This window comes from Mangrovihabitans endophyticus, assembly GCF_014646155.1.
In the GTDB taxonomy this organism is placed as follows: domain Bacteria; phylum Actinomycetota; class Actinomycetes; order Mycobacteriales; family Micromonosporaceae; genus Actinoplanes; species Actinoplanes endophyticus.
On sequence record NZ_BMMX01000004.1, the window covers coordinates 268,937 to 284,601 of the forward strand.

General features: G+C 70.2%; 13 protein-coding genes. 7 read left to right on the top strand and 6 right to left on the bottom strand.

The window, feature by feature from the left end:
* The first annotated feature begins 20 nt into the window (after positions 1-20).
* A complete protein-coding gene (locus IEY73_RS08925) occupies positions 21-704 on the top strand; it encodes a DUF4272 domain-containing protein (RefSeq protein ID WP_189078618.1) in 684 nt (227 codons plus the stop codon).
* Between the two features lie 4 nt (positions 705-708).
* Here the strand turns inward: IEY73_RS08925 and IEY73_RS08930 are convergent, their stop codons facing one another.
* The gene (locus IEY73_RS08930; RefSeq protein WP_373292761.1) at positions 709-1,533 is read right to left on the bottom strand and encodes a putative RNA methyltransferase; all 825 of its coding nucleotides are present in this window, start codon (positions 1,531-1,533) and stop codon (positions 709-711) included.
* A gap of 29 nt (positions 1,534-1,562) precedes the next feature.
* Here IEY73_RS08930 and IEY73_RS08935 point away from each other — a divergent pair, with 29 nt between their 5' ends.
* The 5 genes from IEY73_RS08935 to IEY73_RS08955 all read left to right on the top strand — a co-directional run bounded on the left by IEY73_RS08935 (position 1,563) and on the right by IEY73_RS08955 (position 8,264).
* Entirely contained in the window at positions 1,563-2,630 is a 1,068-nt protein-coding gene (locus tag IEY73_RS08935) for an adenosine deaminase (RefSeq protein WP_189078620.1), read from the top strand.
* Between the two features lie 462 nt (positions 2,631-3,092).
* Positions 3,093-6,797, top strand: coding sequence for a sensor histidine kinase (locus IEY73_RS08940; protein ID WP_189078621.1), 3,705 nt, complete (start codon positions 3,093-3,095; stop codon positions 6,795-6,797).
* Positions 6,794-7,198, top strand: a complete 405-nt coding sequence (locus IEY73_RS08945; protein ID WP_189078622.1) for a roadblock/LC7 domain-containing protein — start codon at positions 6,794-6,796, stop codon at positions 7,196-7,198. The genes IEY73_RS08940 and IEY73_RS08945 overlap by 4 nt, the downstream gene beginning before the upstream one ends.
* A 99-nt stretch (positions 7,199-7,297) precedes the next feature.
* On the top strand, positions 7,298-7,675 hold the full coding sequence (locus IEY73_RS08950) for a DUF742 domain-containing protein (RefSeq protein WP_189078656.1): 378 nt from the start codon (positions 7,298-7,300) through the stop codon (positions 7,673-7,675).
* Positions 7,656-8,264 (top strand): GTP-binding protein, encoded by a 609-nt coding sequence (locus tag IEY73_RS08955; protein ID WP_189078623.1) that lies wholly within the window; start codon positions 7,656-7,658, stop codon positions 8,262-8,264. The genes IEY73_RS08950 and IEY73_RS08955 overlap by 20 nt, the downstream gene beginning before the upstream one ends.
* A gap of 183 nt (positions 8,265-8,447) precedes the next feature.
* On the opposite strand, the gene IEY73_RS08960 is transcribed toward IEY73_RS08955, so the two are convergent.
* The 5 genes from IEY73_RS08960 to deoC all read right to left on the bottom strand — a co-directional run bounded on the left by IEY73_RS08960 (position 8,448) and on the right by deoC (position 14,879).
* Positions 8,448-10,625, bottom strand: coding sequence for a transposase (locus tag IEY73_RS08960; protein ID WP_189078624.1), 2,178 nt, complete (start codon positions 10,623-10,625; stop codon positions 8,448-8,450).
* A 24-nt stretch (positions 10,626-10,649) separates the two neighbouring features.
* Positions 10,650-11,600, bottom strand: coding sequence for a SatS C-terminal domain-containing protein (locus tag IEY73_RS08965; RefSeq protein WP_373292757.1), 951 nt, complete (start codon positions 11,598-11,600; stop codon positions 10,650-10,652).
* 69 nt (positions 11,601-11,669) lie between these two features.
* The gene (locus IEY73_RS08970) at positions 11,670-12,497 is read right to left on the bottom strand and encodes an aldehyde dehydrogenase family protein (protein ID WP_189078626.1); all 828 of its coding nucleotides are present in this window, start codon (positions 12,495-12,497) and stop codon (positions 11,670-11,672) included.
* Positions 12,490-13,908 (bottom strand): aldehyde dehydrogenase family protein, encoded by a 1,419-nt coding sequence (locus IEY73_RS08975; protein ID WP_189078657.1) that lies wholly within the window; start codon positions 13,906-13,908, stop codon positions 12,490-12,492. Before IEY73_RS08975 ends, IEY73_RS08970 begins: the two co-directional genes overlap by 8 nt.
* A gap of 44 nt (positions 13,909-13,952) precedes the next feature.
* Positions 13,953-14,879: a deoxyribose-phosphate aldolase gene (gene deoC, locus IEY73_RS08980; RefSeq protein WP_189078627.1), complete on the bottom strand. Its 927-nt coding sequence runs from the start codon at positions 14,877-14,879 to the stop codon at positions 13,953-13,955.
* Between the two features lie 62 nt (positions 14,880-14,941).
* Here deoC and upp point away from each other — a divergent pair, with 62 nt between their 5' ends.
* Positions 14,942-15,574: a uracil phosphoribosyltransferase gene (gene upp / locus IEY73_RS08985; RefSeq protein ID WP_189078628.1), complete on the top strand. Its 633-nt coding sequence runs from the start codon at positions 14,942-14,944 to the stop codon at positions 15,572-15,574.
* Positions 15,575-15,665 lie beyond the last annotated feature (91 nt).

The window sequence follows — 15,665 nt, forward strand, 5'->3', positions numbered from 1 at the left end:
CGCCGACCGGGGAGCCGTCCGTGAGCCGCCGGGCCGCCCCGAATCCCCGCGCGGTCCGCGAGGCCAGCCTCGACGAGCTGGAACGTCTCGGGCTGCCGGTGCCGCCGCCGGAGTTCCCGCTCGTCTGGGAGCCGGGCGATGAGGTGGAGCTGCGCCCCACCACCGAGATGGAGGCCCGCGCGGCGGTGCTGCACGTGGTCGTCGCTCGATGCTTCGGGATGCCCACGGAGGCGGCCATGGGGTGGTTGCTGGGTTCGCACCTGATCGACTTCGTGACCCCGCCGGAGTGGCAGTTCGTGATGGGCAACCGCGGCGACCATCGGTCGTTCGTGCTGCACTTCGATGCGGTGTTCACCCTCGCCTGGCTGCTCGGGCTCAGTCGCCACCTGGATCCGACCGCGCCTCCCGAAGGCCGCCTGATGCAGTCTCTGCCGGACCTGCCGGGCGGTGAGACGTTCGCCGACTGGCGCTCCCGGTCGCTGGTGGCGCCGCGGGATCCGACCGAGGTGGCGGTGCTGCTCGACCTCTATTACTGCCTCGACTGGGCGTTTCAGGAGGTGGAGAAGGCCGGACAGGCCCCGCCGGGCGAGCTCACCAGCAACGCGATCGGTCAGCGGCGGTGGGCGCTGGAATGGGCGCTGATCTTCCACGGCCCCTATCACGACGAACCGCCGGACTGGGAGGAAGTGGACCTGTCCGTCTGACGGCTCAGCGTTTCCGATAGACGCCCAGCTCGACCGCTGCGGTCACGGTGTGGCCGTCGCCGTCCGGCGGCGTGACGTGCCGGGCGCTGGGCGTCATGCCGATCAGGGTCGCCACCTCCGCGCCGGTCAGATGCAGCGTGCGGCGCAGCTCGGTCCGCCGTTGCCGGACGAACCACCGCTCCAAGCTCGCCGCCGTTCGGCCGGCCTTGTCCGGGTCGACCTGGATCAGGCCGTACGCGTCGATGAGCTCGGCCAAATGGTCGGCGGCCGGGGTGACCACGAGCAGCAGCCCGTCCGCGCGCAGCACCCGGTGGAACTCCGGGCCGTTGCGCGGCGCGAAGACGTTCAGCACGAGACGGGCGGCGGCGTCCGCCACCGGCAGGCGTTGCCACAGGTCGGCCAGCGCGGCCCCGGCCCGCGGGTGTGCGCGGGCGGCGCGGCGCAGCGCCGGCTTGGAGACGTCCAGGCCGAGGCCGACCACCCCGGGGGCGGCGTCCAGCACCCGGGCCAGGTAGTGCCCGGTGCCCGTGCCGGCGTCCAGGACCAGTCCCTCATGCCGCCCGGCCGCTGTTGCGGCCACGGCCGCTGTTGCGGTGGCGGCCACGGCCGCCGCGGCGAACTCGTAGTGGCCGGCGTCCAGGAACGCGACCCGGTCGGCGACCATCTCGGCGGTGTCGCCGGGATGCCGGGACCGGCCCACGGTGAGGTTCACGTAGCCCTGTCTGGCGATGTCGAAGCTGTGATCGCGCGCGCACCGCACGGCGTTGTTGCGCCGGTCGAGTGGTTCCCCGCACACCGGGCACCGCAGGTGCGGCAAAGTCACGTCGATCATCGGGAGCGGCCCACTAGCATCCTCTGATGGTTGCAATCTCCCACGAGGACATCATCAAGGCCCCCAAGGCGCTGCTGCACGATCACCTCGACGGCGGCCTGCGCCCGTCCACCGTTCTGGAACTGGCCGACGCGATCGGGCACGATCTGCCCGAGCCGGACGCGGCGAGTCTGGAGAGCTGGTTCGCCACCGCGGCGAACTCCGGCTCGCTGGAGCGCTACCTGGAAACGTTTGTGCACACCGTGGCGGTGATGCAGACCGCGGACGCGCTGCATCGGGTGGCGCGGGAATGCGCCCTCGATCTCGCTGCGGACGGCGTGGTCTACGCCGAGGTGCGGTTCGCACCGGAACAGCACCTGGAGCGCGGCCTGACCCTGGATGCCGTGGTGGATGCCGTGGTGGCCGGATTCGCCGACGGCTGCCGGGATTCCGCGGCGCGGGGCCGGCCGATCCGGGTCGGGACGCTGCTGACCGCGATGCGGCATGCGGCACGGTCGCAGGAGATCGCCGAGCTCGCGGTCCGCTATCGCGACCTGGGGGTGGTCGGCTTCGACATCGCCGGCGCCGAGGCCGGGTTCCCGCCCACCCGGCACCTGGACGCGTTCGAATACCTGCAGCGGGAGAACTTCCACTTCACCATCCATGCGGGCGAGGCGTTCGGCCTGCCGTCGATCTGGCAGGCCATCCAGTGGTGCGGCGCGGACCGTCTGGGTCACGGCGTGCGGATCGTGGACGACATCGTCGGTACGAAGCTGGGGCGCCTGTCGTCTTACGTGCGGGACAAACGGATCCCGCTGGAGCTGTGCCCGTCGTCGAACGTGCAGACCGGCGCCGTGCCGTCCATCGCGGAGCACCCCATCGGTCTGCTGCACGACCTGCGGTTCCGGGTCACCGTGAACACGGACAACCGGCTGATGAGCGGCACCTCGATGTCCCGGGAGATGTGGCTGCTCACCCAGGCGTTCGGCTGGGGCTGGACGGAACTGCAGTGGTTCACGGTCAATGCCATGAAGTCCGCCTTCATCCCGTACGACGAGAGGCTCACGCTGATCACCGAAGTGATCAAACCGGCGTACGCAAAATTGGGCGAATAGTAGGTTTTGCAGCTTATTTGCGGAGTGCACGTCCTTTCGGTGCGTGAAAGTGGCTATTCGTTGGTCCGGATGGTCCGTTCGGTCAGAGTCCTGTCTACAAAACCCGCAAAAACCGGCATCTTGCCTTGCTGAGCGAGCCTCGCCGCGCCATGGTTCTGTCCTGCCGTGATCCAGACCCGGATGGCGGCGGGCCGGAGCTCACCACCCCCGTACCGCTCCGGTCGTTGTGAGTGACTGTTAGAGATGCAGACATATACCGACCGTGATGACAGACCGGCGATAGTCAACGAGCTCGTTGCAACATCGCGTCACACAAGCGGTCCGTGTCCGGCTGCTCTTTCTCTTTGACACTCGTCGTGATGGAATCTCGGGGGCCCGACCGGCGAGTCGGCTGTGTGCGGTGCCCGGTCGAGCCGGACAACGCGAGTCGGAGCGCCGGGCCCTAATCAGGAGGACGGTGACGTGAGCAAGCCCCCCGAGACGGCGAACGCGGTCATGTCGCGTCTTCGCCGACCGGCTGGCAGGCTGCGAGATCTGCCGATCTGGTCGAAGCTCGGCCTCATCATGCTCGTGCCCACCCTGGCGACAATCGTGGTGGGCGTGAACGGCCTGGTGACCCACATCGACGAGTCGAACAGCGCGGACCGCACCCGGACGTTGTCGGAGCTGTCGCAGGCCGCTGGTGGTCTGGTCGACCACCTGCAGAACGAGCGCGATTTCGGCGTGATGATCGCGACCACGCAGAAGAACACCGCGCAGCGGGATGACGCCCTCAAGCTCTACGAGGGCGAGCACGCACAGGTGGACAGCGCCAAGTTGCCGTACGCGCAACGGCGGGCCGCCCTGGAGGACGTGCCCGACAAGGTCTCCACGCTGCTCGTACGCCTCGACCGCAACCTGGAGGACCTGCCGACCACGCGCAGCCGGACGGCGAACGGCGTGCTCAAGGTCGAGGACGTCAAGCAGAACTACGGCCGGTTGATCGACGACCTGCTGCAGGTGCGCGATACCGCTGCCCAGCTCTCCACCAACACCACGCTGAGCGATCATCTGCGTGCGGTGTCGGCGGTGGCGAGCGCCAAGGACTACGTCTCCCAGCAGCGCCTGATCGGTCATGAGGTGCTGGCCGCCGGCGACTTCAATGCCAAGCTGCGTCGCGACTTCCTGCTCACCGACACCGGCTTCACGCTCGCTCTGGAGACGCTGAACAACGTCGGCAGCGATGCCGAGCGTCAGCTCTACCAGCGCGTGGTGAGCGGCATGAAGGCCACCGCGGCTACCAACCTCACCGTCCAGTTGGAGGCCCTGCAGGGCGCCAACACCACGAACATCCCGTTCAACTCCCAGCAGTGGGAGGAGGCGATGACCGGTTACAACAGCCTGTTCCGCGAGGTGGAACGGCAGTTGGACGCCGGCGTCGTCGACCTCGCCACCGATCAGCGCGACGCGGTGAACCAGCGGGTCTTCATCGAGACCAGCGCGCTGCTGGGCATGCTGCTCCTGGCGATCATGTTCGCGTGGTTGGTCGCCCGGTCGATGGCACGCTCGCTGCGCGAGCTGCGTCAGGGCGCGCTCTCGGTGGCCCAGTTCGGTCTGCCCCAGGCGGTGAGCCGGCTGCGCGATCCGTCGTTGTCCAGCTCGCTGACCCCGGCGCAGGTGGCCGATCAGGTCGCCGAGCCGCTGCCGGTGCGCAGCCGTGACGAGTTCGGGCAGGTGACCGAGGCGTTCAACGCGGTCCACCTGGAAGCCGTGCGCACCGCCGCCGAGCAGGCCGCTCTGCGATCCTCCGTCGCGACGATGTTCGTCAACCTGGCGCGCCGTTCGCAGATCCTGGTCGACAGGCTGATCGGGCACCTCGACCGGTTGGAGCGCGGCGAGGAGGACCCGGACCGGCTGGCCGAGCTCTTCCAACTCGACCACCTGGCCACCCGAATGCGCCGCAACGACGAAAACCTCCTGGTTCTCGCCGGTGCCGACTCGACACGTGTGCAGCGCGACCCGGCGGCTCTGATCGACGTGTTGCGTGCCGCCCAGTCCGAGGTCGAGCACTACACGCGGATCGAATTCGGCGTGGTGGACCGGGACATCGAGGTGGCGGCGCACGCCGTCAACGACATGGTCCACCTGGTCGCCGAGCTGTTCGACAACGCGACCGCCTTCTCTCCGCCGAACTCCACCGTGGTGGTGGAGGCCCAACGGGTCGGAGACAACGCCGTCCTGTCGGTCGAGGACCGCGGCATCGGCATCAGCCGTGAGCAACTGCGCGAGCTGAACGAGCGGCTCGCCAACCCGCCCATGGTGGATGTCGCCGTGTCCCGGATGATGGGTCTGGTGGTGGTCGCCCGGCTGGCGAACCGGCACGGCGTCAAGGTCGAACTGCGGCCGGCCGAGGCGGAGCGCGGCACCGTGGCAGACGTCGGTCTGCCGCCGTCGGTGCTGACGCCGTCGGCAGGTTCCGACCGGCCGCCGGCGGTGCCGGCCTTCGCCGCCGGGACCGGCGAACAGCCGACGACACGGTCGGCATTCGGCGAGCCCCTTGCGCTGGAGAGCGGTCGGGGTGGATACCCGGGCGGTCGGCCGTTCGACCCGAACCCGCCGATGCACTCCGGCGGCATGCTCGGCACCGGCGGTCGCTCGGTGCCGGCCTGGTCCGACCTGACGGGTGCGCCGGTCAACGGTCATGCCAACGGCTCGAACGGGGCGAACGGCTTCCACGGTCCGCGCAGCAACGAGCCCATTCCGCCGCTGCCGCAGGGCTACGGATCGCCGTCGCCGCAGGGATTCCAGCCACCTCAGGGATTCCAGTCACCACAGGGTCCGCCCCAGGGCTTCCCGGCGCCACAAGGTTTCCAGGAAAACCCGGATCTTCCGCAGCGGCGCAACGGCGACACGCATCGCCCGGACGACACCGGGTCGTTCGGTGCGAACATTCCGCGCCAGTTGCCGGCCAACCCCGAGACCCAGGGACGGAACCCGTTCGGGCCGCCGGTGTCGTCTCCGCCGGTACCGTCGGCCCCGCCGAGCCCGACGTCCGCACCGCCCGGTGCGCAGACGTCCCCGCCCGCGGCGCCGAACGGCGCATCGCAACGGTCCGCTCCGCCGGCGTGGCCGCCGGTGGCCGGCGAGCGCGGCACCTCCAACGGGGGAGCACCGCACGTTCCGGAAAGCCTGGCGGCCGCTCTGGACATGACTGCCGAGCTGCCGCGGTACCGGCCGGACCGGACCGGGGCGAACCCGCAGATCTCCCGTTCGGAGCCGCAGTCCGCGCCGCCGGCATCGACGGCTGGCCAGTCCGAGGCCGACCGGTCTGCCGCATCCGCGGCGGCGGGGCATCAGGCTGCCACGGCGCAGGCGGCGGAGGCCCAGGCCACTGCGGCGGCGCAGATCGCTGCGGCGCAGGCCGCTGCCCGGCAGCGGGACATGCACGAGGGCTCGGAGTACGCGGACGAGACGATGGAGCTGCCGATCTTCCGGGAGCTCGAATCGGCCTGGTTCCGCACGGCCAAGCCGACCTCGGAGGACTCGTCGCCCGACGCGCCGGCCCAGAACGCGCCGGCTCAGAACGCGCCGGCCCAGAAGAAGGCGGCGACCCAGAAGGCGGCGGCCCAGTCCTCCGCGGGAGCACAGTCCTCCGCATCGTCGGTGGCTTCGTCCCCGGCAGCGACAACGGCCGGCGCGCCGGCCTCGATCGGCGAGGATTCGTCTCCGGTGACCACTCAGCGGTTCTCGACCGCGGATCCGGTTCGCCCACCCGCGGGCGTTCCGCAGCAGGTGCCCTCCCCCAGCAGGCGGGAGGATCGCGTACCCGACCGCGATGCGGCTACTGTGGGTGCCGTGTCGGCACCTGGCGGTGGTGGTGCCGCCAGCCCGTGGCAGACGGCTGCCGACGAGGGCTGGCAGGCGGCACGGGCCGCCTCCGAGATGCCGGTCGACACGACCACGACGGCCGGACTGCCCAAGCGCACGCCGATGGCACAGCTCGTACCCGGCGGTGTCGATCGGGGCGGAAACTCCGTCCAGCGTCGCACTCCCGAGGGGGTTCGCGGTCTCTTGTCCGCGTATCACCGAGGTGTGCAGCGTGGTCGCACCAAGGAACAATCGACCAACCCGGGGGAGACCCCGGGCGGGCAGCAGTCGTACCAGGCTGGCAAGGAGCATGAGGCATGACATCTACGCAGGATCTCGGTTGGCTTCTGGCCAACTTCGCCGACCGCGTCCCGGGGGTCGCGCACGCGATCGCGGTCTCCGCCGACGGTCTGCTCCTCGCGGCCTCGCGGGACCTTCCGCGGGATCGCGCGGACCAGCTCGCGGCGATAGCCTCCGGTCTGGTCAGCCTCACACAGGGCGCCGCCCGGTGCTTCGAGGGTGGCGCGGTGCTGCAGACTGTCGTCGAGATGGACAACGGATTCCTCTTCCTGATGTCGATCTCGGACGGATCGTCGTTCGCCGTTCTGGCGGCGCGTAGCTGTGACGTCGGGCAGGTGGGCTATGAGATGGCTCTCCTGGTCGACCGGGTGGGCGAGGCGCTGACCCCAGCGCCGAGGTCCACGGCCGGGGTGCTCGGCTGAACGGGGAAGATGGCTGACCAGGTCAGTTATTGTTCAACGATTGACAACAAGAGAAACTTTGTGTCGGGGCCGGGCTATGGGAAGAGGTGAGCGGTGACGATGCCCGAACGCGATGAGCCGACCGGCGCTCTCGTCAGGCCGTACGCCGTCACCCGAGGCCGGACTCGGCCCAAGGTGGACATAGCGCTCGAAGCACTCGTCGAGACCACCGTCCGTGGCCGTTCCACATCGGGACGGGGCGGCGGGGGCAGCGAGCATCAGTACATTGCGGCGATGTGCGACGGCGGCCGCGTGCAGTCGTTGGCCGAAATCGCCGCGCGTATGCAACTGCCGCTAGGTGTGGCGCGGGTTATTGTCGCCGACATGGCTTCGGACGGGCTCGTGTCGGTGTATGAGCCCACGTCGCTGGACGACGAGACCGACGCGGTGGGCACGGAACTGCTGGAAAGGGTGCTGAGTGGACTTCGCAGGCTCTGACAATTCGCGTCGTCCGGCTGCCGGGCGCGTAACGTCGGCGAAGATTGTGATCGCCGGTGGATTCGGCGTGGGTAAGACCACCCTCGTGGGATCGGTCTCGGAAATCACCCCGCTGACCACTGAGGCGATCATGACCTCAGCCGGTGTTGGCGTCGACGACAACCGGCAGGTGCCGGGCAAGACGACCACCACCGTCGCGATGGACTTCGGTCGCATCAGCATCGATCGCGATCTGATCCTCTACCTCTTCGGCACACCTGGCCAGACCCGGTTCTGGTTCATGTGGGACGAACTGGTCCGGGGCGCGATCGGTGCCGTGGTGATGGTGGACACGCGACGGCTCGCCGACTGCTTCGCCGCCATCGACTTCTTCGAGCATCGGCGCCTGCCGTACCTCGTAGCGATCAACTGCTTCGACGGCATGCAGTACCACAACGCCCAGGATGTGCGGGACGCGCTGGCCATCTCCAGCGACGTTCCGGTGATTAGCTGTGACGCCCGTAACCGGGAGTCCACGAAGAACGTGCTGATCTCCCTGGTCGAGTACGTCCTGACGATGCGTCGCTCACGCGCCGTCGCCCCAGCCTGACGAGCAGCCACCCTGGTCCAGCGGCTCGAAGCCCGCACCGGTTAACCGCCGGAGCGGGCTTCGTGCTGTCCGCGTCGCTCAGAACGCACTGAAGGGCCGGAGAGCCTGGGACCTGCCCCGGGTGTACGCCCGCCCCGCCGAAGCGGCGAGGCGGCGTTTGAGAGGCCCCTCGGGCCCATCTCGCTAGTTGTGGTAGCCCGCGTTGCGGTGGTGGTAGTCCTCGGGCTGCCCGTCGCGGCTGAAATCCCAGCCGCCGGCGGCCTCACGCCCGGGGCGCCCGCCGATCGCATAGCCGCCGATCTCCTGGCCACGCCGCCAGCCACGGAAGTAGCCGGTGGTGTGCGCCGCGATCGAGGCAGCGTCACGCACGATCCGCAGCGGACGTTCCTCGCGCAGCGGCGATCCGGGCACCAGGTTGGCCTGCGGCACGCGCTTGGGCAGACCGGCCGACGTCTCCGCGCCGAACGACGGGCTGGCAGCCTTCTCGGCGGCGCGCCAACCGGTGTCGTTCGGATTGGTCCAGTCCAGGTTGGCGGACTCGTCGTGGCCGGTGAACCACGCGGACCGGGCCGCTGCGAAGATCAACAGATCGCCGTCGCCCTCATCGGAAACCGGAGGGGACGTGCTGCGGTCGAGCGCGGTCAGCGTGGCACGGCGGGCGGCGGCACGTCCCGTGCTGCGGCCCGTGCGGTCGTCCACCAAGCGCAGCGACGGCGGCTCGGAGACCTGCGGAAGCTCACCGGACGTGGAGCGATTCGCCGGCGGCTCAACCAACCGCAGGGCGGGCGGCTCCTTGGGCATGTCCTGCCACGGAGGCCGAACCCGGCCCTCGGCCGGGCCGCCGCTTGCCGCGGACGGCTGGAGGGCGTTGTCGTCGCTGGTATTGAGCAACGGCCAGTTGGCGCGGGATCCCGGCTCGGCGGCCGGCGGGGCCGACGACGGGATGCCGCCGGACAGCGAACTGGCCGAACCGGGCAGGGACACCGAGTAGTCCGTGGCGCCGTTGCGCGTGTTGGGACGCGGCGGGATGGTGGTGCGCTGCCGCTCGGCTCGCGCGCTGCTGATCGCCGCGTTGGTCAGCGTGGGCCGGAACGGCTCGCCGGACTCGGCCGGCGTCGCCGGTGAGGTCGGACGCGCCCCGGGCCGGATCGGAGTCATGCCGGGCGGAGGCGGCGGCACCGATACCGGCCGGTTCCCGGGCATGACCGTACGCTCCGGAAGCGCCGCCGCGGGCGGAGTGACCGGACGCGGCGCAATTGGCGGAGGCATGATCGGGTCAGGGGCGACCGGCGGGCTGGTGAGCGGGTGCGGCGTCACGGGTGCGCTGCCGCTGACCGACGGCTCGGGTCGGGCGCGACGTCCGCCGGTGCGGGTGCCGGGCTCCGGCTCCTGGGCGTGACGCGTGCCGACCGCCCGGCGTCCGACGGCAGAGCCGGCGGCCGAGGCCGACCTGGCGGCCAGCGTCGCGACCATCGACTCGCAGGCCGCGTCGCACGAGCGAACGGCGCCGATGGCGTACCGCACGGTCTCCGCAGCGGCCGGGGCCAGCGACTTGTTGATGCCGCCCCGGCGGGGTGACTCGCCGATGGCGACGACCAGGGCGGTCACCGCCGCGGTGATCTGGTCCTCGGTGCCCGCGCCGGCCCGGATGAGCTCGACCGCGACATCCTGGGCGACACGGTCGCCGTCGGCGTCACGCGCGGTCAGCCGGCCGGGCTCGGGCAGCGCGTCCAGCACCGCCAAGGCGAGCGGATGGGCCGGGTCCGGATAGGCACGCAGCGCGGCCGGGTAGAGCTCGCGCAGCACCTCGCGCAGGGTCACGGCGGCGGACTGCCGACCGTTCAGCATCGCGACGTGGGCGGCCAACACCGGCTTGTAAGTGGACAGTTCCCGCGGGGCCGAGATGGGCATCGCGGCGATGGCGCCGGCCTGCAGAGCGCGGGCCAGCCCGATGGCACGACGGGCGGCCGGTGGCGCCTGCATCTCCTCGACCGAATCGTCGTCGGAGAACCGCTCGGCGAAGTCGTCGGTGGCGTCGTCGTCGGCCACCACCAGCGGGCGCCCCGCGGCGGTCAGCAGCGACGTGACGAGGTGATCGTCGCTGTCGGCAGCGACAGCGACGTCGGTGAAGCCGCTGGTGCGCTCCACCAGCATCGTTCCGAGATGGGCATATCCGATGGCGTCGTCGCCGACCTCGTGGACTCCGAGCAGTCGCCCGGCGTCGTCCACCACGGCAACGGTCAACTGCGAAGCGGCCCCGGAGGTCGCACGCACCGTCTCATCAGCAGACGCCAGACCGCAGTACACGCGCACGAGCGCCACGGCGTCGTCCTCCTCCCCGGGACTGCTGTCGTGTGCCAAGGACTGATGGTCCCTGGTGAGGGGTCAGTCGCGCCAGTCCACAGCGGCAGAGATCTTGCCGATAATCGAACGCCACCCCAGACTCGCCTGTTGTGCCCCGATTTTCCGCAGTCGGCGGCGACCCATGTATCCGCCGACTCCACCGCTCTCTGCCTTGCGCAATGCCTCGTCCAGGTCGTCCAGCGGTGAGCCGGGTGACATCGCCAGGATCACCGGCTTCAGCCGCAGAGCGTGTCCCAAATCACGGGCGATCTCGCCGGCAGCGATGAGCAGCGGCAGGTCCCATGTGTCGTGTCCGCCGCGGAGGTTTTCCACCACCAGATCGAGCTCGTAGCGGTCCTCCGGAAGCGGGTCGATGTCCGACGACTGTACCCGCTCGGCGACGCCGGCCCAGCTATCGAGCTGGGCCAGATCGTGCGGAGCACCCGAACGGAGGAACGAAACAAGCGATTCCGGGCTCTTGAAGGCCAGCAGCTTGCCCTTGTGGCTGAGGAACGCGGGAACCTCCTCGTCCTCCGCCTCCGCGGGCGTCTCGTCCTCGAACTCCTCCGGCGCCGGCTCCTCGCCGGTCGCGTCGTCGCCGGTCGCGGACTTGTCGGTCGCGGACTTCTCGGCCGGCTCGTCGGCCACCAAGGCGGTGAACTCGTCGTCGACGATCACCTCCTCGTTCTCCGCGGCGCGGGCCGCGGCGGCGCGCTCCCGCGCCTCGAACGGGTCGTCCTCGTCGGTGGCCGCCTCGGTGGGGGTCAGCTCCGAGGCCTTCCGGTACGCCCGCAAGGTGAGCGCCACGCCGCCCGGCATGGCGATCTCAACGGGTGATACGCGGGCATCGTCCCAGAGCTCGCGACCGGACAGGCCGCTCACGGCCTCGGACTCTTCGGACTGGGTGGCCACGGTGACCTCCGGCTCGGTTGCGTTCTCAGCGGATGGATGGCGCCGCAAGGCGCGACGCTTCGGGTGACTCTGCGCACACACACCCTAGAGGGTCTTCCTGTACGCGGGCTCGCCACGTTCCGCTCGGAACAGTTTGACCGGTTTCGACGCTCAAAAACCCTTGGGATGCCAGACCGTCTTGGTCTCCAGCAATGCGGTCATCGGACGCAGGCCCGGATCTCCGGTGAAGTCCAGCGGCGTGGTGGTCGGCCGGATCACCCGCTTCAGGCTTCCGGCCGCGGCCCGCTCCAGGTCGGCGGCCAATTCCGGGTCGTCGACCCCGGTCAGATCGAGGGCGTTGACGTCGTCGTGGGAGGCGAGCCAGGGCGCGATCTCGGCGGGTCGGCCGGTGAGCACGTTCACCACCCCACCGGGCACGTCCGAGGTGGCCAGCACCTCGCCCAGGGTGATCGCGGCCTGGGGCGTGGTGGCGACCACGACCACGGTGTTGCCGGTGACGACTGCCGGTGCGATCACGCTCACCAGGCCCAAGAACGATGCCGGTGCGATCACGGCCACGACGCCGGTGGGCTCGGGTGCGGAAAGGTTGAAGAAGGGGCCGGCGACGGGATTGGCCCCGCCGTGCACCTGCGCGATCTTGTCCGCCCAGCCCGCGTACCAGACCCAGCGGTCGACGGCGGCATCCACCTCCGCGGCCGGTACGCCCAGGGCGACGAACTCGGCACGACGCCCCTGCAGCATCTCGGCCACGCGGTAGAGCACCTGGCCCCGGTTGTACGCGGTGGCGCCGGCCCAGGCCGGCTGGACCTTGCGGGCGGCGCCGACCGCGTCCCGCGCGTCCTTACGCGAGGCGAGCGCCACGTTGTCGCCGTCCACCAGTTGGGTCCGTCCTGACTCGCTGCGCGGGAAGGCCCCGCCGACGAACAACTTGTAGGTCTTGCGCACCGACAGGCGCGCGGGTGCCGATGTCTCAGGCAAGGTACGCCTCCAGGCCGTGCCGGCCGCCCTCACGGCCGTACCCCGACTCCTTGTATCCGCCGAACGGCGACGTCGGATCGAACTTGTTGAACGTGTTGGCCCACACCACGCCGGCGCGCAGCTTGTCCGCCACCGCCAGGATGCGCGAACCCTTCTCGGTCCAGATGCCGGCGGACAACCCGTACGGCGTGTTGTTGGCCTTCTCCACCGCCTCGGCCGGGGTGCGGAACGTGAGCACCGACAACACCGGCCCGAAGATCTCCTCGCGGGCGATCCGGTGTGCCTGGGTGACCCCGGTGAACAGGGTCGGCGCGAACCAGAAGCCGTGGTCCGGCAGCTCACACGGCGGTGACCACCGCTGCGCGCCCTCTTGGGCGCCGACGTCGGACAACTCCCGGATCCGGGCGAGCTGGGCGGCCGAGTTGATCGCGCCGATGTCGGTGTTCTTGTCCAGCGGATCGCCGACGCGCAGCGTCGTCATCCGGCGTTTCAACGCCTCCAGGACCTCGTCGTAAACCGATTCCTGGATGAGCAACCGCGACCCGGCACAGCAGACGTGGCCCTGGTTGAAGAAGATCCCGTTGACGATTCCCTCGACCGCCTGGTCGACCGGCGCGTCGTCGAACACGATGTTGGCCGCCTTGCCACCCAGTTCCAAGGTGAGTCGCTTGGCGGTGCCGGCCACCGACCCGGCGATCTCGCGGCCGACCTCGGTGGACCCGGTGAACGCGACCTTGTGCACGCCCGGGTGCTCGACCAGATGGCGGCCGGTGTCGCCGGCGCCGGTGACGATGTTGACCACGCCGGCGGGCAGTTCCGCCTGGCGGCACACGTCGGCGAAGAACAGCGCGGACAGCGGCGTGGTCTCGGCCGGCTTGAGCACCACCGTGTTGCCCGTGGCCAGCGCCGGCGCGATCTTCCACGCGAGCATGAGCAGTGGGAAGTTCCACGGGATGACCTGCGCGGCGACGCCGAGGGGGCGCGGCTCGGGGCCGAATCCCGCGTACGCCAGCTTGTCGGCCCAGCCGGCGTAGTAGAAGAAGTGGGCGGCCACCAGCGGGAGGTCGACGTCTCGCGACTCGCGGATCGGCTTGCCGTTGTCCAGTGACTCGAGAACGGCGAGTTCCCGGGAACGTTCCTGGATGATCCGGGCGATCCGGAACAGGTATTTCGCGCGTTCGCTGCCGGGCAGCGCCGACCAGGGCCCGGACGCGCGGCGGGCGGCGGCGACCGCGCGGTCCACGTCCTCCGGACCGGCCAGCGCGACCTCGGTGAGCACCTCCTCGGTGGCCGGATTCACCGTCTTGAAGGTGTCCTTGCCCGCGTCGAAGGCGCCGTCGATGAACAACCCGTAGGACGGGGCGATCTCGACGACCGAGCGTGACTCGGGTGCGGGGGCGTATTCGAACATGTCGTCTCTCGGATTCCCCTCGTGGTGCGGGTGCGCGGCCGCCATCAGTCCAGCGTGAAGTAGTCCGGTCCGGAGTAATGCCCGGTGGTGAGCTTGGTGCGCTGCATCAGCAGATCATTGAGCAGCGACGAGGCGCCGAACCGGAACCAGGCCGGGTCGAGCCAGTCCGGACCGGCCGTCTCGTTGATCAGCACGAGGTATTTGATCGCGTCCTTCGTGGTGCGGATGCCGCCGGCTGGTTTCACCCCGACCTGTCGCCCGGTGCGCGCGCGGAAGTCGCGCACCGCCTCCAGCATCACCAGCGTCACCGGCAGGGTGGCCGCGACCGGCACCTTCCCGGTAGAGGTCTTGATGAAGTCCGCGCCGGCCAACATCGCCAGCCAGGAGGCACGCCGGACGTTGTCGTAGGTGCCCAGCTCGCCGGTCTCCAGAATGACCTTGAGGTGTGCCGCTCCGGCCGCCTCCTTCACCGCGGTGATCTCCTCGAACACCTGGTCGTAGCGGCCGGACAGGAAAGCGCCGCGACTGATCACCATGTCGATCTCGTCCGCTCCGGCGGCCACCGCGTCGCGGGTGTCCGCCAGCTTCACGTCCAACGGTGCCTGCCCGGACGGGAACGCGGTGGCCACGCTGGCCAGATGCACGCCGGAGCCGGCCAGGACCGGCGCGGCGACGCCCACCATCGACGGGTAGACGCAGACCGCCGCCACCGGCGGGCACGACGGGTCCGCCGGATCCGGCCGCAACGCCTTCGCCGACAGCGCCCGCACCTTGCCGGGCGTGTCCGCCCCCTCCAGGGTGGTCAGGTCGACCATCCGGATCGCCAGATCGATGGCCTGCGCCTTGGCCGTGGTCTTGATGGACCGGGTGGCGAGCATCGACGCCCGCGCCTCCACCCCGACCTTGTCGACACCCGGCAAGCCGTGCAGCGCCGACCGCAGGTCGCCAGTCGGCAGGGAGGTCGCAGTCATGAGGAGAAGTCTACGCAGCCCACCGACAGTTGATCTTGGTGCGTCCCGGTAAGTTGAGCGGCGTGGACGTACTCGTCGTTGATCATCCGCTCGCTCAGTCGCGCCTCACCGCCATGCGCAACACGGAGAGCGACAGCGGCGCCTTCCGCGCCGCGCTGCACGAACTCACCACCATGCTCGTGTACGAGGCGGCGCGCTCCTTCGCCGTGGAGGCATACCCGATCGAGACGCCGGTGGCGCCGACCATGGGCACCCGGCTGGCGAACCCGCCGCTGATCGTGCCGGTGTTGCGCGCCGGCCTCGGCATGGCGGACTCGGCGCTGGCCCTGCTGCCGGAGTCCTCGATGGGGTTCGTCGGGCTGGCGCGCGACGAGAAGACGTTCGAGCCGCGGGCGTACATGGAGTCGCTTCCGGGCGACTTGAGTGGCCTGCCGGTGCTGGTCCTGGACCCGATGCTGGCCACCGGGGGCTCGCTGGTGCACTGCTGCCGCCTGCTGGTGGAGCGGGGATGCACGGACGTGGCGGTTTGTTGCGTGCTGGCGGCACCCGAGGGGATCGAGCGGCTGCGCGCATCGGGCACCGTCCGGCACCTGGTCACGGCGTCGATCGACGAGGGGCTGAACGACAAGAAGTACATCGTGCCCGGACTGGGCGACGCGGGCGATCGCCAGTTCGGCGGCATGCCGCGCTTCTGACCCCCGGCCCCGACCCGCGCCCGGCCCGGCGCCATCCGCGCCCGGCCCGACCCGCGCCCGGCCCGACCCGCGCCCGGCCCGGCCCGACCCG